General features: G+C 68.6%; 12 protein-coding genes and 3 pseudogenes. 8 read left to right on the top strand and 7 right to left on the bottom strand.

Going from position 1 to position 20,010, the window contains the following annotated elements:
• Positions 1–121: 121 nt before the first annotated feature.
• Entirely contained in the window at positions 122–3,391 is a 3,270-nt protein-coding gene (locus tag ABZ809_RS19965) for a BTAD domain-containing putative transcriptional regulator (protein WP_357564037.1), read from the bottom strand.
• Between the two features lie 280 nt (positions 3,392–3,671).
• Here ABZ809_RS19965 and ABZ809_RS19960 point away from each other — a divergent pair, with 280 nt between their 5' ends.
• Positions 3,672–4,166, top strand: coding sequence for a GNAT family N-acetyltransferase (locus ABZ809_RS19960; RefSeq protein ID WP_357564036.1), 495 nt, complete (start codon positions 3,672–3,674; stop codon positions 4,164–4,166).
• 131 nt (positions 4,167–4,297) lie between these two features.
• Here the strand turns inward: ABZ809_RS19960 and ABZ809_RS19955 are convergent, their stop codons facing one another.
• A complete protein-coding gene (locus ABZ809_RS19955) occupies positions 4,298–4,558 on the bottom strand; it encodes a hypothetical protein (protein WP_357564067.1) in 261 nt (86 codons plus the stop codon).
• A 65-nt stretch (positions 4,559–4,623) separates the two neighbouring features.
• On the opposite strand from ABZ809_RS19955, the gene ABZ809_RS19950 reads away from it, so the two are divergent.
• The 3 genes and pseudogenes from ABZ809_RS19950 to ABZ809_RS19940 all read left to right on the top strand — a co-directional run.
• Positions 4,624–4,812 carry a hypothetical protein gene (locus ABZ809_RS19950; RefSeq protein ID WP_357564035.1) on the top strand — a complete coding sequence of 63 codons (189 nt, stop codon included), beginning with the start codon at positions 4,624–4,626 and terminating at the stop codon, positions 4,810–4,812.
• Between the two features lie 390 nt (positions 4,813–5,202).
• The gene (locus ABZ809_RS19945) at positions 5,203–5,682 is read left to right on the top strand and encodes a hypothetical protein (RefSeq protein WP_357564034.1); all 480 of its coding nucleotides are present in this window, start codon (positions 5,203–5,205) and stop codon (positions 5,680–5,682) included.
• Between the two features lie 265 nt (positions 5,683–5,947).
• A pseudogene (locus ABZ809_RS19940) lies at positions 5,948–6,316 on the top strand (transposase); the annotation flags it as partial.
• A gap of 144 nt (positions 6,317–6,460) precedes the next feature.
• Here the strand turns inward: ABZ809_RS19940 and ABZ809_RS19935 are convergent.
• Positions 6,461–6,696, bottom strand: a pseudogene (locus ABZ809_RS19935) (hypothetical protein); the annotation flags it as partial.
• 275 nt (positions 6,697–6,971) lie between these two features.
• On the opposite strand from ABZ809_RS19935, the gene ABZ809_RS19930 reads away from it, so the two are divergent.
• Complete coding sequence (locus ABZ809_RS19930; protein WP_357564033.1) at positions 6,972–10,586, top strand: NACHT domain-containing protein; 3,615 nt, start codon at positions 6,972–6,974, stop codon at positions 10,584–10,586.
• A 1,115-nt stretch (positions 10,587–11,701) separates the two neighbouring features.
• A complete protein-coding gene (locus ABZ809_RS19925) occupies positions 11,702–12,694 on the top strand; it encodes a hypothetical protein (RefSeq protein WP_357564032.1) in 993 nt (330 codons plus the stop codon).
• A gap of 127 nt (positions 12,695–12,821) precedes the next feature.
• Here the strand turns inward: ABZ809_RS19925 and ABZ809_RS19920 are convergent, their stop codons facing one another.
• On the bottom strand, positions 12,822–13,748 hold the full coding sequence (locus ABZ809_RS19920; protein WP_357564031.1) for a helix-turn-helix transcriptional regulator: 927 nt from the start codon (positions 13,746–13,748) through the stop codon (positions 12,822–12,824).
• A 131-nt stretch (positions 13,749–13,879) separates the two neighbouring features.
• Between ABZ809_RS19920 and ABZ809_RS19915 the strand changes: the two genes are divergently transcribed.
• Positions 13,880–14,785 (top strand): oxidoreductase, encoded by a 906-nt coding sequence (locus ABZ809_RS19915; RefSeq protein WP_357564030.1) that lies wholly within the window; start codon positions 13,880–13,882, stop codon positions 14,783–14,785.
• A gap of 145 nt (positions 14,786–14,930) precedes the next feature.
• Positions 14,931–16,025: a hypothetical protein gene (locus ABZ809_RS19910; protein WP_357564029.1), complete on the top strand. Its 1,095-nt coding sequence runs from the start codon at positions 14,931–14,933 to the stop codon at positions 16,023–16,025.
• Positions 16,026–16,792: 767 nt separating this feature from the next.
• Here ABZ809_RS19910 and ABZ809_RS19905 read toward each other — a convergent pair.
• From ABZ809_RS19905 to ABZ809_RS19895, 3 genes and pseudogenes are all read right to left on the bottom strand, one after another.
• Positions 16,793–17,961: pseudogene (locus ABZ809_RS19905) on the bottom strand (IS110 family transposase).
• Between the two features lie 311 nt (positions 17,962–18,272).
• Entirely contained in the window at positions 18,273–18,488 is a 216-nt protein-coding gene (locus ABZ809_RS19900; protein WP_357564028.1) for a hypothetical protein, read from the bottom strand.
• A gap of 145 nt (positions 18,489–18,633) precedes the next feature.
• A complete protein-coding gene (locus ABZ809_RS19895; protein ID WP_357564027.1) occupies positions 18,634–19,920 on the bottom strand; it encodes a serine hydrolase domain-containing protein in 1,287 nt (428 codons plus the stop codon).
• Between the last annotated feature and the right edge of the window lie 90 nt (positions 19,921–20,010).

Raw genomic sequence — 20,010 nt, 5'->3', positions numbered from 1 at the left:
CGCTGCCCTTCGGACGTTCGCGTGGGGACGGCGTCCGGCCGTCCTCTCCCGACGCGGACCAGGGCATCAGGCCGGCGTGGAAAAGGTGTGGAAACGGCGTGGAGGCGGGCCTCCACGCCGGTCAGAAGTCGGCGAACCGCTGCAGCAACAGCCGGGCGCCCTGCTCGGCGGCGATCCGGGCGCCGGCGTCCCACTCGGTGCGGTCGCGGCGGGCGGCGCCACGGATGCGGTGCAGTTCCGCGACGAATACCCGCTCGCCCACCCGGTCCGCCACGGCCAGCGCCTCCCCGGCCAGCGCCGCCGCGGTCTCCAGGCGGCCGGCGGTCAGGTACGCCTCGGCCATCGCGCAGAGCGTGATGGTACGGGTGGACCGCAGTCCGGGCCGGTAGAACTCCTCAGCGGCGGCGCGCATCGCGTCGAGCCGGCCGTGGTCGCCGCCGCGCGCCGCCGCCCACTCGATGAAGTACGCGCCGGTCGCCGTCATGTGCGGCAGGCCGGTGCGCCGGCCGATGTCCCGGCACCGCCGCCCCGCGACGTCGGCCGCGTCGACGTCATGTTCCTGCATCGCCAGCCAGGCGGCGTAGAGCGCCGCGTTCGCCCGGCCGTACGGGTCGTCCAGTTCCTCGGCGAGCGCCTCGGCGCGGGCGATGTCCGCCCGGGCACCGGCGGGATCGCCGCACATCGAGCGAACGAGCGCCCGGAAGTTGTGGCAGCCCAGGACCGGCCCCCGGCCGACCTCCCGGCGCAGCAGCCCTCGGTCGACCGTTTCCAGGCGGTCGATCGCGGCGGTGAGCCGTCGTTCGGCGTCGGCCGGCCGGCCGGTGAAGTAGCTGACCGTGCCGAGCAGGTACTCGCCGGCCACGGTGATCAGCCCGCCGCCGTCGTCCTCGGAGCGCACCAGACGCCCGGCGAGGTCGGCGCAGATCGCGAACTCGGCCCGGTTGGCGGCCAACTCGCCCAGTGCCCAGAGCGCGTGCCGGATGTCCGCGTCCGGCCCGACGAGCGCCAGCAGCTCACCGGCGCGGGCGCAGACCTGGTCGACCGCGTCGCTGCCGACGCCGACGGTCATCTGCAACAGCGACGCGCGGTGCAACTGGACGGTCAGTTCGGTGAACGCCACGTCGGGCGAGACCTGCGCGGCCGGGGCCAGCCGGTGCGCGGCGCGTTCGAGGTGACCGAGCGCGTCCTCGTAGGCGACCCGCCGGGTCGCGTCGTCGGCGGCGACCAGCGACCACCGCAGGTGGTCCTCGCCGTGACCGAGGCCGATCGCCTGACCGTAGTGGCGGGCCAGCTCGGCCGGTGCGACGTCGGCCGTCCGCTCGTACGCCGTCGCCAGCCGGGCGTGCAGCGCGGCCCGGCGCGGCGGGACCAGCCCGGCGTAGATGACCTCGGCGATGAGCGGATGGCGGAACGTGACCGCGCCTGGTCCGGCCTCGGTGACCAGCGCGGCCGTGTACGCCGGGGCGAGCGCTTCGGCGACCACCGGGGCGGTACTGTCCAGCGCCGCCGCCATCACCTGCAGGTCCAGGTCGTGTCCGGCCACGCTGAGCAGGTCGAGGCAGCGCCGGGCGGGGTCGGGCAGCCCGCCGAGCCGCAGCCGTACCATGTCCCGGATGCTCGGCGGCAGCTCCGCGGCGGCCGCCGGGTCGGTCCGGGACCGCAGCAGCTCGGTGAGGAAGAACGGGTTCCCTCCGGTACGGGTGACGAGCCGCGTCACGACCGGCTCCGGCGGCGCCACGCCGGTCCGGTGCCGGACGAGGTCGGCGACCGAGAAGGCGTCCAGCCCGGTGAGCCGGAGCTGGCCGAAATCCCGCCCGCGAGTCAGCTCGGCGACTGTCGCCACCAGGGCCGGGTCGTGGTCGTAGGGCCGGAGGGTGGCGAGCACGAGCGCCCGGGACGTGGACAGGCCGGCGGAGAGGAACCGCAGCAACAGCAGCGAATCCGGGTCGGCGGCGTGCAGGTCGTCCAGCACCACCAGCAGGCCCCGTCGCCGGGCCACCGTGTGCACCAGGCCGGACACCGCCTCGTACACCTGGAACCGCGCCGTCGGATCGAGGCCGCCACCGCCCGCCGGTCCGGGCAGCGCCCCGGCGGCGAACCCGCCCAGCCGGCTCGCCGAGCCCATGGCGCTGGCGTCCGGCATCGCCGCGAGCGCGCGTACCACCTGGCTCCACAGCCAGAACGGCGGCGCCTGCCCGACGTCGGGACAGCGACCCCAGAGCACCGGAACCCCGTCCGCGGCGGCCTGGGCGCTGAGCGCCGCGGCGAGGCTGGTCTTGCCGATGCCCGCGTCGCCCACCACTGCCAGCACCCGCCCGCCGCGCCCGGTGGCCGCGTCGAGGGCTTCCCGCAGCCGCGCCAGCTCCGCGCCGCGCCCCACGAGCGGGTCCGCGCCCCGGTCCGGCGGCTCACCGGTCGCAGCCGCGCCCGACGGCTCGCCGCCCCGGCCCACGTCGTTCTCGCCCGGCCGAGGTCCGCTCCCGGTCGGCTCGGCGCCGGGTTCGCCCGGCGCCTCCGCAACCGGACCCGGACCGGTTTCGGCACTGGTCGACCGGGTTCCGGCCGCCCGCGCGACGTGCCGGCCGCCCGCCGCCGGAGGGCCGGGGTCCGCCGGTACGGTCTGGTCCAGGATCAGCCGGTGCGCCGCCCGCACCTGTTCGCCGGGGTCGAGCCCGTACTCGGCGGCGAGGACCCGGCGCCCCTCGTCGAAGGCCGCCAGCGCCTCGGTCTGCCGGCCGGACCGGTACAGCGCCAGCATCAACTGCGCGCGGGCCCCCTCGCGCAACGGGTTCGCCGACACGAACCGGCGCAGTTCCGCCAGCAGCGTCGCGTGCCGGCCGGCCGCGACAGCGGCGGTCAACCGCCCCTCCTCGGCGGTCAGCCGCAGCTCGGCCAGCCGCGCCACCTCCGGACGCACCGCGGTCAGCTCGCCGACGCCGGCGAGCGGCTCGCCACGCCACAGCGCCAGCGCCTCGGCGTAGGTGCGCTCGGCGGCCGCCGGCTCCCCGGCCGCGAGCGCGTCCGCCGCCCGGTCCACGAGGCGGCCGAACCGGATCGCGTCGACGGCCTCGGCGTCCACCCGCAGCTCGTACCCCCTCGGGCGGCTACGCAGGACGCGCGCCGGCTCGCGGTGGGACCGCTCGGGCTCCACCGCCCGGCGCAGCCCGGCGACGTACGTGCGAAGCGTCGTGTGGGCGCTGGCCGGCGGTCGCCCGTCCCACAGCGCCTCGACCAGCCAGTCGGCGGCGACGAACCGGTTCGGCCGTAGCAGGAACAGGGCCAGCAGGGCCTGCTGCTTCGGCCCGCCGAGGGGCACGCCTCGCCCGTCCCGGACGATCCCTGGCGGACCCAGCACCCGGAACTGCGCCATCACCACAACGACGATCCCCACATATCCGGTGCCGAGTATGGCAGCAACCGACCACATCGGACATCGTCGTCATCAACCGATGTTGCAACAACTACTGGAACCCACGCGGAACCACGGGGTCAGTTTTCAGGCGGAGCCGACACGGCGAATGTGGCACTGCTGCAGCACGTCAGGGCGCAGGCCCGCACACATGTCGACGAGTAGGCCGCACGACGACGGCGGCAGATGAGTGAACCGATGTACCGTCCCTACGACGGGAACCAAGTTGCCTGGTCCCCACACCTGCGGCAGCCTTCGCGGCGTGATCGTGACGGGTGTGCTCACCGAGGACGATTGGAAGGTCTGGCGGGAACTGCGGCTCGCCGCGCTCGCGGAGGCGGCGTACGCCTTCGGTTCCCAACTGGCGGACTGGCAGGGCGACGGTGACCGGGAGGAACGCTGGCGCAGTCGGCTGGCCATCCCCGGCTCATACAACGTGGTGGCGACGCTCGACGGGCAGCTCGTCGGCATGGCCAGCGGGGTACCGACCGATCAGGGCGGCGTTGTCGAGCTGATCTCGATGTACGTGGCGCCGGTGGGGCGTGGCCGGAGCGTGGGCGACCACCTCGTGCGGGCGGTCGAGCAGTGGGCTCGGCTGGTGGGCGCGGGGACACTGCGCCTGGCCGTGGTGGAGGGCAACACAAACGCCTGGGCGCTCTACCAGCGAAACGGCTTCCGTGACACGGGTGAGCCCGGCGACCTCATGCCCGACGGCCTGCGCCGGGAGCACATCATGGCCAAGAAGCTCACCCCCTAGCGGGCCGGCCGTCGATCGACTGTGCGCCGCCACCTGAAGTGATGGCGGCGCGTCCCTCCACACTGCTCAGCATCATGCTCAGGTACCTCCCCAGGGCCTCGGCACCACCAGCACGGGCCCGCAGCCAACGATCATGGTCTGACGGCGCGGCGGCCAGCCTCGAGATGGAGGTCTTCTCCTACATCGAAGGCTTCTACAACCCACACCGCCGGCACAGCCGTCTGGGTAACGTCAGCTGGCGACCCCCGATCGGCACTGCGCCGCCGGCCGCACCACCAGCCGCCGACCCCGTTGACGTCAGGCTTGGGCTTCAACTCGCCGGTCATGCAGCTCTTGATGTAGGCCTCTTCCACCTGCTCCTGCCACGTGACGCTGACGTCTCCGATCTCCATGTCCGCCGGCAGGTCCGGGTCGAGTAGGTCATAGCCGATCTTGCACCGAATACCACGGCCTCGACGTGGCCGCCCTGTGCCGGACCGGCCGCGACGTCGACGACGAAGTCCTCGCGCATATCTGGCCGACCCACCACGAGAACGTCCACCTCTACGGCACCCACTCGGTCGACATCGACGGCGAACTCGTCCAACTCGACACCGGCGGCTACCGGCCGCTGCGGCTGACCGAGGTCACCGCACCGACCCGCTGACCAGGCTCCCGGCAGAGACAGAGACCCTTTTCGAAAGTGGTCAGCGCCGGAAGCGATTTCGGTGTGCTCTCGTCCGGCGTGATGTCTGCCTTCGACGGATTTTGTGCGGTCGACTCACCCTGACGGCTGTGATCCTCGGCCAGGGCGAGGCCCGGGCGGGTTTCGTCAGGGCTGGCTGGGCGGGTCGAGCAGGGTGGTCTGGGCCAGCCGGGTCCGCAGCGCGAGGTCGAGGTAACTGGGGGACAGGCGGCGGCCTCGCCGTCCACCTGAGGGTCAGCGTGTCGTACGCCACGGGACGTAGCGGTGCCTACGTTGCGGTGCGGACGCGTTCGCGCACCGCAGCGGCCATGGTGGAGGGCGTCATCGTCATCGCTTCGAAGGGAGCACACCATGGGGGACGTACTACACCGGTCGCGCGGAAAGGCTCTGACCCTCGTCGCCGCGTTCGCCGCACTGCTGTCGGTGTCGGCGCTGGCCGCTCCGGCGGCCCGGGCGGCGGAACCGAGGGGCGACGTCGCGGCGGCGGCCTGGACGCCGAGCCTGGTCCCGTTCTACGGGGAGGTGGAGCAGGTTTACCGAAACCTCAACGGGTCGCAGCGGCAGTTCTATCTTCAGTACTGCCCGAACGGCAGGGTCTGCCTCGCCGTGGGTGAGGGCGACGGCCAGCACACGGTCTACCGTCTGTACCGCTGCACCGAACGAGGCCTCACCAACTTCATCGACGCCGGTGCCATCGTGAACAACCAGGTTGGCGACGCGCACGTCAGGCTGCTCGGCAAGAACCACGAACTGCTCGGCGTGCCGGTCCCGGCGGACGACGTGAAGCGGGAAGTCAACTGGGGACCGATCTGGTACATCGACGTGTGCTGAACGGTGCGGGTGCGGGCGGCGGCCCGCACCCGATCGCTTGCGACGACGGGCTGGCGCGCTGAACGTTCGGGTTCGTTACGTTTTACTCCGTTCGGGGCGTGGTGTGCCGGTTCGCCGTGCCGTATCACAGGAGCAACTCGGGCACGCCGACGCACGGACCTCGTTAGGAGTTCTAATACTGCAACGGCAGTAGGCGAATCGAGTTCGACTCGCGTTCGCTGGTTTGCCTGTGACGGATGTTGATGTTGACCGGTGGCATGCGGAGTTGAACCGGTTGCACGCACGGATCGGGCCTCGGTTTCGCCGGTCGGAGCCGCGGCGGCGGGCGCGGCAGTACCTGTGCGGGCTGGTGTCGGGCCTGGGGCGCAAGAACGGCTGGACCCTGGCCGAGCAGGCCGGGGATATGTCGCCGGACGGGATGCAGCGGTTGTTGCGGTGGGCGGACTGGGACGTCGACGCCGTCCGTGACGATGTGCGGGACTACGTGGTCGAGCACCTCGGCGATCCGGCCGGTGTGCTGATCATCGATGACACCGGCTTCCTGAAGAAGGGCACACGGTCGGCCGGGGTGCAACGCCAGTACTCCGGCACCGCCGGCCGGACGGAGAACTGCCAGGTCGGGGTGTTCCTCGCCCGACGCGGTGGCCCGGCGCAGCCCATCGGCTTCGCCGCCACCGTGCGGCTGCCCCTCGTTGCGATCCTCGCCCAGCGCGCGCAGTGCGACCGGTGGTCCGACAGTCGAGCAGTGCCTGCCACAGTTGCGATCCTCGCCCGCGCCCCGCACCTCGGTCGCATGCTGTTCGGCGACGTCCATGTCGGCACCGGAAGCCTCGAGCAACCGAACGATCGGCTCGCTAATGCCGTGCGGTCCGCGAGAGCGACGCCGGCCTGGATGCCGAGCAGGTGCGGGTCGGTCGTCACCGGGTGGACGGCCGCGATGGCCTTCCTGTGGCCGGTCCCGGCTCGCGCCGACGCCGTATCGGCCAGCCACCCCGGACAGCTCGCCAGCTTGATCCGTTGTCACTGCGGCGCGACGGGGACCGCTACACCAGGCCCTCTCCCCGCCGCCGGCGTCATGAAGACGGGGCGATCCTGCCGGCCCTGGCGTGAGGACTGGCCCCATCGCCCTTTGATAGTCGTCAACGGGCTCACGCCTGCCAGCATGCCATCGATGCGAGTCCGGTTTACGACACTCTCGTGTCATGAGGCAACAAACGGCCAGTACGCAGTTGAAAAGCACGCGCAGCACGCACGAAGATGGACAGCATGGGGCCACTGCGGGGACAGCTATGAGCGTTGATCACACGGGCCTTTCTGTCAGGGTTGTCGAAAACGCCCTGAAGATACTCGTACCGTCAATGTCGGACAGAGTTGAGGGCGCGGCGGGCCTAGTCGACTCGCTCCGCCAGTTCCGGACGGGCCGTCGCACCAAGTCCGTCATCGCCGCTCGTTTGCACGAGGCCGCAGAGGCCATAGCCGAGCGGATGCAGCGTCTGAGAGAGAATGAGTTCCGCGCAGTCGGCGAGAACGAGCGAACGGCGGCTATCGAGGGCGTCCTGGAGGCCATCGATGATGGGCGGCGGGAGGATCAGATCCCGCTGGAGGATCTGACCGCTGAACACTTGGTCAGCCGATACCAGCCCTCTGCGGAGCGGGCGTGGGAGAAGCGCCTACTCTCAGAGGACGGACGGAATTACGGCAGGATCTACCTGTCCCACTCTTGTGACTACATTGTTGCTCTTGCCAAGGGAATGCCCGACTTCGACAGCCGGGTGGTCTGGGAGACTTACGTTCTGGGGCGTCGTTTGGAGGAGGCACTCGCGAGCAGTATCGCCGGTGTCGTACCCCCGGTGGTGACGGCAGCGGACAACCATGAGTTGGAAAGCATGGAGGCGTCCCACCGGTCGAATATCGCGAACAGTTACAAGGACATCGACCTTTTCGGTCTCAGTCTGCCAACCGACATGCGCCGACAGCCGATAGAAATCTCGTATATTCACCTCCGCGCATCGTATCCAAAGGGAATGCACGGCGAAAGTCTAAGCCGGCATGTTGCGGACGTCAGGCGTGACGATGAGGAGCGGGACGACTTCCCGGTCGAGCCACGACAGACGGTAGTCGGGCGCCGTATGCCCAGCTCCGCCATGGTGGACGTCGCCCTGGCAGACACGTTCAACCACGGACAGAGCAGGTCTGGCGCCACCACCTTCTCCTTTCACGACGACAAGAGCGGGGAACGCTTCGAACGGTATCTCCGGCATGGCGCCCGGGTCATGTTGGTCGGCGGCGCCGGATCCGGCAAGACCACCATCAGTCGTTGGCTCGCCGTAAGAGTCGCCACGAGGAGGCTACCGAAAGACCTCCGGTCCGCGCTGGACCAGTGCGTACCCTTCTACGTGCCGCTGCGCGGGCTGCTGCGGGAAAAGTCCACGCCTTCGATTGACGATCTGTTCTTCCGTCAAGACCCAGCACTGAGATCCATTGGACGACGGTGGCTGCTGAGCAACCTCCGCGATGGAAAAGCACTCATCATCCTCGACGGTTTTGACGAATTGTCCGAGACCGCCAGGTCTGCGGCGGAGATTTGGCTCAAAGAACTGCTGGCGGAATACCCTGCATGTCACTACTTTGCCACGTCGCGCCCAGAGGGCCTTCGACGGCAATGGTTCGCGCACTACGACTTCGAGCTTGTGGAGCTTTTCCCAATGGCGCTACCGCAAGCCCGTGAATGCATTTCAAACTGGTACGCCGCATTGAAGGACGGCGCCACTGTTGAGAAGCATCATCAGTACGACAGGCAACTACACAAGCTCCTGGGCGATCTCGAGACTCGGCCTGCGGTGACTGATCTCGCGCAGACGCCCTTGCTCTGCGCCATGCTCTCCGCCCTATACGCAACCAATACACCGGAATCCGCGCCGCAGACTCGAATGGACCTCTACGCGCGGGTCGTCGAATCCCTGGTAGACCGACGAGACCGGGAGCGCCTGCTGCTATACGAGGGCATGACCGACTTCTCTGCTCGCGAGAAGTTGCAGCTCCTACAGGCCATTGCCCGCTATATGACTGAAGAGTCGCGGCAACTGGTACCGATATGGCGCTCGGGCTTGCGGCCGGGTAACCATATGACTGCAATTGCCGCGGTCGAGGAGCGGCTGGTCAGCATGCCGACTGCCGCGGTGACACCGACTGAGGCACTTGAGCATCTAGTGGATCGAAGTGTGGTCTTTAGCGATGTTGGCGGTGGCGAGGGACAGTTCGCGCATCGGACATTCCAAGAATTCCTTGCCGGTCGCGACTATGCGTACGTTGGCGACGTCAACAATTTGCTCTCGAATGCGCATGATCCAGCGTATCGGAATACCATCGTGTTTGCAGCCGGGGCAGCCAGCCAGAGCGTCGCCAGCCAGATCGTGCGTGGATTGATCAGTTCAGCCAAGGCCAGCGACAACCGACGGGACATGCTCCTGCTGATCGCCGAGTGCGTAGGAGCCAGCGGTCCGCTAAGCCAGGATACCGCTGACGCGGCTCGCGAGATGGTTCGGATGGTGATGCCGCCACGCACACTGGATGAGGCAGACACTCTGGCCGGTTTCGGGGACCATGTGATCGCCTGGCTTGGCGGATTAGAGATTACCGACGTTCCGACGCTACGGGCCTCCATGCATGCGGCGGTCAAAGTCGGCACGCCCCGCGCGATGTCGATTCTCGGCACCTACGCTAGCCTCCCGCTAGCGGACGAGATCACCGAAGAGTTGATCGATGCGTGGCCCCGGTTTCCCGCGGCGGCGTACGCGACGCAGGTCATCGTCAAGTTGGATCTGTCGCAGCGAGTCCTCAGCGTGACGTCAACGGAATCGCTGCGAGCGTTGGGCGCCGCACCGAATATAAGGAACCTGCGACTTAACGTATCGGTTGACGATCTGCACGCGCTCTCCGGGAACCGTCAGTTGCTTTCCCTAGGCGCGGTCGGATCCCTGGGCGGGTCGATTGACGGGATCGGACAACTCACGGCCTTGCGCAAGCTCGACCTGCGGCACAACCGGCTCATCCAGGACATCGCCGCGGTTGGGACGCTGACGGCGCTCCGGGAGCTCTACCTGGACGGGTGCACCTCGCTGGTCGACCTTGACGCACTGGGCGGCCTGGTTGGGCTCCGTGTCATCTCAGCCAAGTTCCTCACAGAGGTTAGAGACTGGTCGTGGCTGGCGTCACTCACGAACGCCTGGACCGTCGCCGTCGACGGCTCTTCCCTGACCACACTTGACGTGGTCGGCAGCATGGAGAGTTTGCGCTCTCTGTTCGTGGACGTCCCGATCGGACTACGAGATCTGAGCGTGCTGTCGCGCTGCCCTCAGTTGCGTCGGCTTCGGGTACGACTCGATCCGGCTGCCGATAAGGATGTCGACTTTCCTCCCACGCTCCACTCGCTAGAACTTGTTGGCCGAGCCGACGAGACCGTGCTGTCGAGGGTTGCCGCCCTCCCGGAACTGAGAAGGCTCAAGCTGACTCAAATGTCAAAGCTTTCTGACTTACGCATCCTTGAGAGTATGACGGAACTTACCGAACTCACGATTCACGATGCGGGGACGGTTGCCGACTGGTCGGGGCTTGCCCAGCTGACACGGGTGCGACGTTTGGATCTGTCCGGTTGCGCGGTCACGGACACTTCCTTCGCCGAGCACATGACCGGGCTAGAGACCGCGATATTCGATCGTTGTCGAATCCTGCAACACCTGGGCGGCCTGGCCCGGTCGACCGTACTTGAACGGGTGAGCCTCAACGAATGTTCCGGCGCGATGCTCGGCTCGGAAGTAAACCAGCTTCGGGAAGAGTCACGGTCGCGCAGAACCTTGAAGATCGATTACGACCCATTCGCATTCCATGACTTCAGCGTGTCCTAGCAACGGAACCTTGACTTACGTCGGTAGAAGATGCCGAAGGGGTCGGCATTGGACGATCGCCCCCTTGTCGTCCGTCCTCACTACCAGTGCCCGAAAGGTGTCGCAACCGCATGCCGCACTCTGCGCCAACTGACCGACGCCCAATCCGTATCATCTGTGGCTACTGCAACCGGCACCCCGACTACAACGGAACCGCGCCTGACGCCGCCGCCCGACGGCAGCCGGCAGCCGACAGCCGGCACACGGCGCAGGCGCTCGGAGGCTGCATCTCCAAGCTGCGGCTACCAACCGTGGGGGAACGGAGCAACGGACCCGCCGCCACACTCAGCGGCAGCGTAAAGCGCCGGGAGAACCACCCCGAGCGGGTAGTCGGTGACGGCGACGACGCTGTCGGCGGGCACCTGCGCGCGCCCGGTTCCCTAACCTCGCCCTGGCCGTGCCGGCTGAGGACGTGCAGTGGCGCACCACGATGCTGGTCCGCGGCCCCTGGGGCCTGCCGGTCACCTGGTGATTCGAGCGTATGACCAGCGCCGACACCCTCCACCGGGAGCGTCGGCAAGGACTTGTTCTGGCCTGCGGATTTCGTTCGCGCCTTTGGCTCCCGGCCGGCCTCAGCCACGCCACGCACGTGGGCTGAACCCGCCTGTAGGGCAGTGCCTGCTGCTGGTCGTACTGCCCGCTCCACGCGCCGGGCAACGGCTCGGGCCAGGGGTGGCCGACGGAGGACGGTGCGGGGCGGAGCAGGCCCGCCAAAGAACGCCGGTGCCGGTCGGTGGGGTGGTGGGTGCACAGTGACCTGGCGTAGGCACCCGCCGCCGTGTTAGCGGCCGAGCAGCAGGGTCTCTGGTATGGCAACACTGCCTGTGACCCCGCCGATGACCGCTTCGGCGGTGGTTTGGGGTTCTCAGCTTCAGCCTTAACTGCACCGCCGAGCGGAGCGGAAACGATGGATGTCTGTATACCGGGGGAGGCATCACACCGGTAGCGCGCGGATCGCGGCAAATCCGGTTGGCGGGTCTGGTCTCCGCCAGTTTGCAGATCGCCGTCCTTGCATCGAGGCCTCGCTGCGGACATGATCAGAGCATGATTGAAAGAACGGACACCACCACCTCCTGGTGAGCGGGCAAGCTGCACAGCTGCGCGTCTGGCGCACCCTGCCCGACCACTATGCGGACAGAAAAGTGGCGGCTTCCACGGTCGACGCCGCCGGACGTGTCATCGCGCTACTGGTCGCTCCCGATGCGACCTGCACCGAGCGGGGAGCCGCGCTCCAGCCGTACGCCGCGACCGCGGTCGTCATCGACGGCGGCGACGTCACCGAGGTGACCATCCCAGAACTCGATCTACGGTTCCCCAAAATCGACGTCCTCGGTGACGGCTTCGTCCTGGCGGCAGCACGATGCCGGATGCCCACCGGGCCGGCGGCCACGACTGTCGCCGAACTCGAGGCACAGATCCCCCACAACGCGCGCATCGTCGACGCCGACGGCTCGACCCGGACCACCTTCCACGCTGGTGACGGCATCGGGCAACTGATGGTCGACCAGGCGGGCAACATCTGGATCAGCTACTTTGATGAGGCTTCCGTCTGCGCGCCGCATCCGGTCAGGCAGGACCGCACGCAACCACCCCACCGCACGAGCATGTCCATGCCCGGCCTCATTCGCTGGACCGCGACTGGCGACGCCGCCTGGTATGCGACCCAAGATCGAAACGGCCCAGCGAGCTGGGTCGACTGCTACGCGCTCAACGTCGGCACCCACCGCACCTGGGCGTATCCCTACCAGGGCTTTCCGCTTGTGGAGATCGACCAGGACGGGGTGCGCTGCGTACGCCGAACGCCCGTCCGCTCCGCAGGTGGTGTCATCGTTGCCGGTGAGCGTGTGGCGTTCGTGGGCGGCCAGGGACACGGCCCGCAAGCCGCCGGCCGCTACCTGGTTACCTTCTCCCGCATCATCGATGGCCCGGTCGAGGCCACCACGACAGCGCCACTTCTCCTGTCCACCGGCCACCGCCCCACCACTTGGGCCCGACGAACGGTGTGCCGGGACAACCGAATGTGGATGCAGTTCGGCGACGGACGAACCTGGTACGTCCTCACCATGTAAGCGAGTCGCCATAGGCTCGGGTGGTTGTACCGAACCCCACGACGCGCGCCCTTCTCGGCAGATCCGAATGTTGAACGGTGCGGTCACGGTTGTTGACGAGCGGTTCGCGGCATGAGCGCGCACCCGATCATGAAGTCCCGCTAGGGGGCGGGCCGGCGGCGGTCCTGTCCGTTTGGGAAGGGTGCTTGTTGGTGAGCGCTGAGCGGGTCGCGTGCAATGACGCCAGGAGCTGTAGCCGGTCCGCGTCGGCGCTGCGCGGCTCGGCGGTGAAGACGAGCATGACGGGGCCGGGGTTTCCCGGTAGGGGGTACGTGTCCCAGTCCAGGACGATGTCGCCTACCTCAGGAACCCGGAAGGTCTTGGTGCCGCTGACCGAGTCGCGTACGTCGTGCTGGGCCCACAGCCGCCGGAACTGGGCGCTGCGGATGCTCAGCTCGCCAACGATCGCGGTGGCGCGTGGGTGGGTGGGGTCGGTGGCGACGGCGGCGCGCATCATGCCGATGTAGTCCAGGGCCTGCCGCTCCCAGTCCGGGCAGCTACGCTCGCCGGTCAGCGTGTCGTCGAACAGCAGCAGGAGCATGTTGAGCCGGTCGGTCGGGTAGGCGTCCGGGTTGCCGAGCAGCGCCTGCGCCATCGGGTTCCAGTCGAGCAGGTCGAGATGCCGGCCGAGGATGACCGCAGGGGTGTCCATCACCCGCAGCAGGCGCCGTGTGCTGTCCGGCACCCGCTCCGGATCGCGGTTCACCCGGGCGGGCATCGACCGGCGGGCGGCGTGGGCCAGAGTGAACAGGTGCCGGCGTTCCTTGTCGTCGAGGCCCAGCGCGCCGGCAAGCGCGTCCAGGACGTCGTCGGACGGGCGTACCTCCCGGCCCTGCTCGATCCGCTGGTAGTAGTCAGTGCTCAGCCCGGCCAGCAGGGCCAGCTCCTCGCGCCGCAGCCCGGTGACCTTGCGCCGGCCACCCGGCTCCAAGCCGACGTCGTGTGGACGCAGCCGGCTACGCCGAGCGCGTAGGAAGTCGCCGAGCTCACGAGCGTACGGATGGAGGCTGTTCATGCCGCAAGTGTGCAGCGGCCCGGACCGCCGAAGGTAGGTCCCGCAGACCTAGGCAGTCGAGAACGACCGAACCGGACCGGATCGCTCTTAACGTCGATGGACCAGCGCACCGACACCTCCAGGAGCAGCAGATGACCGGATGGACCGCCGACCGCATCCCCGACCAGCGCGGTCGGGTCGCCGTCGTGACCGGCGCGAACTCAGGCCTCGGCCTGGTCACCGCCACCGAACTGGCCAGCCACGGCGCCCACGTCGTGCTCGCCGTTCGCAACATCCCCGCCGGTGAGGAGGCCGCCCGCCGGATCGGCGGCGACGTCGAGGTGCGCGAGCTGGACCTGGCCTCCCTCGCCTCCGTGCGGGCCTTCGCGGCGAAGCTGGCCGGCGACCACCCGGCGATCGACATGCTGGTCAACAACGCCGGCGTCGTACTGCTTGGCCCGCGCCGCACCTCCGCCGACGGATTCGAGCTGCAGTTCGCCACCAACATGCTGGGCCACTTCGCGCTGACCGGCCTGCTGCTTGACAACCTGGCCGCGGCGCGGGAAGCCCGCGTGGTCAGTCTCAGCTCGATCACGCACAAGAACGCGCACTTGGACTTCGATGACCTGATGTTCGAACGTGACTACCGGGCAGCCCCGGCCTACGGCCGGTCCAAGCTCGCCACCACGATCTTCGGCACTGAGCTGGACCGCCGCCTGCGCGCCGCCGGAGCGCCGATCGTCAGCGCGCTGGCCCACCCCGGTCTCACCCGCACCAACCTGACTCCGCGTGCCTGGGAGCACCGTGGCCGCCTCGGGCGGGTGATCGCGTGGGCCGGGCTGCTGGCAACCCAGCCGGTGGAGCAGGGCGCACTGCCGCAGTTGCACGCCGCGACCGAGCCCGGTGTGCAGGGCGGCCAGTTCTTCGGCCCGTCAGGGCTCTGGGAGGCGCGGGGCAGGGTCACAGAGGCCCGGCTCAGCCAGGAGGCCGCCGATCCGGCCGTCGGCAAGCGGCTGTGGGCGGCAGCCGAGGAACTGACAGGCGTCAACTACCTCTGACCTACGCCGGTCACCGGTCGGTCGGCGGCATGAGCGGAAGTCGGTTGTCCCAGCGTCGTGGCTCCCGACGCTGACGGCACATAAGATCGTTTGCGTGCCTGCTGCGTCCGGGAGGTTCCGACCCATCGGTGATGTCCGGCGAGTCTTGTCCACTGATGTCGAGGTGGATTTTGGTGCTGGTCCGAAGCGTCTGGCCCGCTCGACGAGGGTGCTCAACCTGCGCCGAGCCGCTGGCATGGTGTCGGTGGACGGCCCGGTCGACTGGTCACAACTGGATGCGTTGCCACATTGCATGACGGTGGAGTGGGCTGGTCCGGAGCGCGGGATCATCGATGAGGTTGCCGCTCGTCCAGGCATCCGTTTCCTCTACTGGGACGATGCGGTCGGCGACATCGATCTCGCCTCGACCAGCCTCGGCACGGTACGCCTGGAGGGCCCCGGGCTTCGTAGCGTTCGTCTGCCTGAGTCGGTCGAGACGCTGTTGCTCCGCAGGCCACCGGCGGCGCTTCACGTCGATGCGCCCGACATGGGCCACGGGCTGGATCTCCGGCTGTTCCAGTACGCGTCGGACGTGGTGTTACCAGACGGTCTGCGGCGCACGCGCAAGGTCTGGCTCTGGGTCGCGGGTGAGATGTCGGCCGCCGTGTTGGCGGGCCTGACTGACCTGGAGGACCTGAGACTCACGTTCGGCGAGCCTCCCGGTGTCCTGACCGACCTACCCGAGTTACGCAGGCACCACCGGCTGTGCAGCCTCCAGCTTGACGACGCCTATGGCTTGGACCCGGAGAGCTTGCCGGAGTTGCCATCGTTGCGGCATCTCACCCTCAACGGGACCAGACGCACGACGGCCGCCGCGGTGAAAGCACGTTTGAAGGGCAGCGCGGTTACGGTATCGGTCAACGGGGCGAAATCGCAGGCATGGCTCTCAGCCCATATGGACAACCCGTTCCGCGACTGGGTGGAGGACTCCAAGGCATTCGGGCAGGCGGCGTGCGCGGCCTACAACCGGGCACGGCGCGCCGTCGACGCCATCGCACCCGAGGCACCCGATCGGCTGGACGCTGCCGAACGTGCTCTGCGCGGCCTCCTCGCTGACCTCAACGTGGTCAACGACGAGCACGGTCTGATTGACACGATCTACCGCGAGCAGGCCTGGGACACCTTCTGCGACCTGGCAAAACGGCTTCGTGTACCCGAGACCCGGGTCACGAGTTGGTTTGACGAAGGCCGGCGTTTCTGAACCCGGGCGGAATCTCCGGACGGTGCCGGCCTTACGATCCATCGCGCATCCCGGTAGCGATCGGCACCTCCGAGCAGTCAGCCATGAGCGGACGTCCGCCGAGCGGCCAAGCGCGGGGGTGTTCCTCGGCGGTTCGCCGCCGGCCGCGTCACCATGCGCTGGTCCCCGCACGCGCGGGGGTGTTCCGGTGGGCTCGTTGAGGGTTGGCGGATCATCCCCCCGCAATTGGTGACGCCTGCTCCTCGCGCACGCGGGGGTGGTCCCAGGGTTTTGTGCTGGTGGTGCGTGGTGTTGTCTGCTCCCCACGCATGCGGTAACGGGTGTCCCTATGGGTTTCGTCAAGAAGTTCACCACTGTGCGTCTAGCTCGGTGAGGCGTCGGCGGAGTTGGCGGGCGTCGTGCCGAGGCAGGGCATGGATGATGACGTGCAGGATGCGGCGGAGTTCTAGCGGGTCAGGGCAGCACGCGAGGACGCCGCAGCCGTATGCGGGGTCGAAGAGTCGGTGGGCTGGGTCGTGGAGGAACCGGTCCCAGGCGGTCAAGGCCTCGTGTGCGGCTCCTGGCCAAAGTCGCGTGCGTTCGAGCTGGGCGATGCTGGCTCTGCCGCGTGCTGTTAGGCCGGGCAAGGTAGAGACGGCATGATCGAGTCGGCGGTGTGCGGCGGCGCGCACTCTCGCTGGTGACCTACGCGCCATGACCCTTTCTGATGATCGTCATGGCTGACATGGTGACACACCAGCGTGTCGGTCGTGTGTGGCGTGGAGTCGTCATGCAGCGGCTGGTCGGATGTTGTCGCGGAGCATGGCGAACAGGACGTCGCAGCGGCGTCGGGCGAGGCAGATGAGGGCGGCGTAGTGGCGTCTGCCTTCAGCGCGTTTGCGGTCGTAGTAGGACCTGCTGACGGGGTCGGCGAGGGCGGCGAACGCGGCGAGGAAGAGCGCACGCTTCAGGTTTTTGTTGCCGCCTCTGGGTGGGTGCTCGCCGCGGATGCTGCTGCCCGATCGTCGGGTGACGGGGGCGCCCGCGTAGGCGGCGAGGTGCCCAGGCGTGGCGAAGCTGCTGCCGTCACCGACTTCGAGCAGGATCCGGGCTGCGGTCCTGACGCCGATGCCGGGCATCGAGGTCAGGACCGGGGCAAGAGGGTGCGCCCAAGGATCCTCTCGACTTCTTTGGCGACCTGGTCGCGTTGCCGAAGGGTCTCGCGGAGGCTGTCAGCAAGACGGGGCAGGATCGTCTCGGCAGCCTGGGTGCCGGGGACGGTGACGGTCTGTTCGTCGAGGGCGGTCGTGATCTGCTCGATCAGGCGTTCACCCATGCGCGGTGCGTGGACGGCAGCGATCGAGAGCAGGTTGCGGCGGCCGGCCTTGCGCAGACCAGCCGGTCCACCGCAGCGCGACAGCAGCTCCAGCACGGCCTTGTACTGGACTTTCGGGCCGAGGACGCGTTCCAGAGCAGGGTGGATCTGGGTGAGCAGACCCCGGATGCGGTTGGGCACCCGGGTGGCTTCCCCGGCGAGGTCGTCGTCGAAGCCGACCAGGACTTCCAGCTCGGCCAGGGCCTCGTCGCCGGTGTCGACCCGGCGCAGCGTGTGGGGCAGGGTGCGGGCGGCGTCAGCGATGACACAGGCGTCGCGAGCGTCGGTCTTCGCCGAGCCGGGGTGCAGGTCGGCGATTCGGCGCATGGCCATGCCGGGCAGGTAGGCCACCTGATGCCCGGCCGCCCGGGCGACCGCGACCGGCAGGGCGCCGATCGAGGCGGGCTGGTCGACCACCACCAGCACCGCACCACGGCGGGCGAGTTTGTCGAACAGCTGCCGCAGCCGGGCCTCGGTGTTCGGCGCGTCGTGCAGCCGCTTGCCGTCCGGGGCCAACCCGACCGCGTGATGACCGTCCTTGCCGACGTCCAAGGCGAGAAAGACGCCATTTCCGTCGTGCAGATGACGGCATCGGTGCCGATGCCGCGCTGCCGCCCGTGAACGCGGGTAGTACTCAGCGGCTGATGGGCCCCATGGGGAGGCGTTCTGCTCCCCGCGCATGCATCGCGGATCGCGGGATCGCGCCGCCCCGCGTTCGCGTGACGGCCGGTCCTGCTTCCCGCGCACGGGATGCCAACAGTCCGTCGAACTGTCATACCTACCGCTGCACGTCGGGCATACAGGGGTCCTCTCGGACCGGACTCGCCCGATCAGCTACATGTCGCATTCTCGCCGTCGACTGAGGCATCGATCACCTTGCCTGTTGGCATTCCCTACGCTGGTCGTCCACGGCGCCCGAACCGACGGCGCTTGGCCGCCTTGCTCCACCCCGCAGAGACCGCAGGGTTGACCATCGGGTCAGCGGGACGCCGCATCAGGGTCACTCCATCCACATCTACAGGAATCCAGTGATGGTCGTGAGCCACGAACGAGAGCCGCTGTTCCCCGCGAACCTGGAAGACCATCAGCGCCCGGCCCGCACCAGCCATGTCGATAACGCGAGTCCACAGCCTGTCGCGTACGCGGGTGCTCAGGTGCCGACGTACACACCAGCGGAAATCTCAAACAACCGCTGCGTCAGATGCCGTACGTCAGGAGATCCCTTCGTGTCGTGTCGGCCAGCCGTGGCCACTGTCAGCCGCCTCCCGGTGGGCCGACTGGCTGGCCGGTGATGGCCTGCGTCTCCCGCCGGAGGATCTCCTGTATCGGCACGTCGTCGTAGTTGCTGAGGACGACGCCGACCCAACCGGTATCCGGGTAGACGTTCCAGTTGGCGACGCTGCCGCCGTTGGCCCCACCGCGGCCGAACACCCACTGGCGTCCGTTGACGAGGTGGAGCGGGCCCGAGTACGCCTTGAACGACGTGGGCGCACGCCCGGGGATCTTGGCCCCAGTCAACAGCTCGACGAAGGGCCGGTCCAGCACCGTGCCGTCGCGCAGCGCGTGCGCGAACCGGACCAGGTCCGGCGCGGTGGCGAACCCGTCGCCCGCGGCGTGACCGATAAAGGCGCGGCCCGGATTCCTGCCTGGCATCTGCGGGCTCGGACTGCCCTTGTCCAGGTTGCGGACGGCGTCCACCCGGCTGCCGTCGGCCAGCCGCATGTACGAGTGCGCGATGTGCTCGTCTGTAAGCCACTGCGGCCTGGTGTAGAACGCTGAACCGGTCATGCCGCAGCGGCCGAACACGTGCTCATGCACGTAGTCCCAGAACGTCAGGCCGGTCACGGCCGCCACGATCTGCGCCGCGATGGCCAGGCCGGCACCGCCGCCGGCAAGGTGGGCCTGGTCGCCCGAACCGGGGGGAACCACCAGCGTCGCCTGCCGGGTCCACTGCTCGTAGTACGTGTGCACCTCCTCCTTGCTGTTGAAGACGCGTTGCCAGTCCGGCATCGGGGCGTCCAGCCCCGCCGTGACGGTGAGCAGGTGGTGGATGGTCACCTGCTCGGCGATTTCCGTGGCGAAGCCCGTCAGGTGGGTGCCCACCTTGTCGGACAGGCTCACCTTGCCCTGCTGCGCCAACTGCAAGACGGCCACCGCCAGGAACGGCTGGCTCGCCGAGGCGAGGTTGACCGCGACGCCCTCGTGGTTGCGGATCCCCTTCTCCTTGTCGGCCATGCCGTAGCTGCGCGACAACACGGTCCGGCCCCGGTGCGACAGCAGCACCACGCCGGAGAACCTGTCCTCGGCGGCCAGCTGCGCCACGTACCGGTCGTAGGCACCGCCGGGCCGGGTATCCGGCGGGATCCGGTGGTGCCCGGACGGCCCGGGTGCGAGGAGTGCGTCGGAGTCGGTCGGGGCCGGGGCAGCGTGGCCGGGCTCGGCACCCAGCAGCGGTGCGCCGGCCGCCACGCTGGCGGCCGCCAGCCCGCCCCAGCTGACCAGCCGCCGCCGGTCGATTCCACGTACCGAATCCGAATTCATGATCGCGGTCCTTTCCAATCGGCAACCGGACCGTTGCAGGTATACCGGCGACCGCCTGGCGGCGACCGATCGCCGACCCATACGTCACCC

Source organism: Micromonospora sp. NPDC047074, from assembly GCF_040643815.1.
GTDB lineage: Bacteria > Actinomycetota > Actinomycetes > Mycobacteriales > Micromonosporaceae > Micromonospora.
This window is presented reverse-complemented; position numbering and strand designations above follow the sequence as displayed.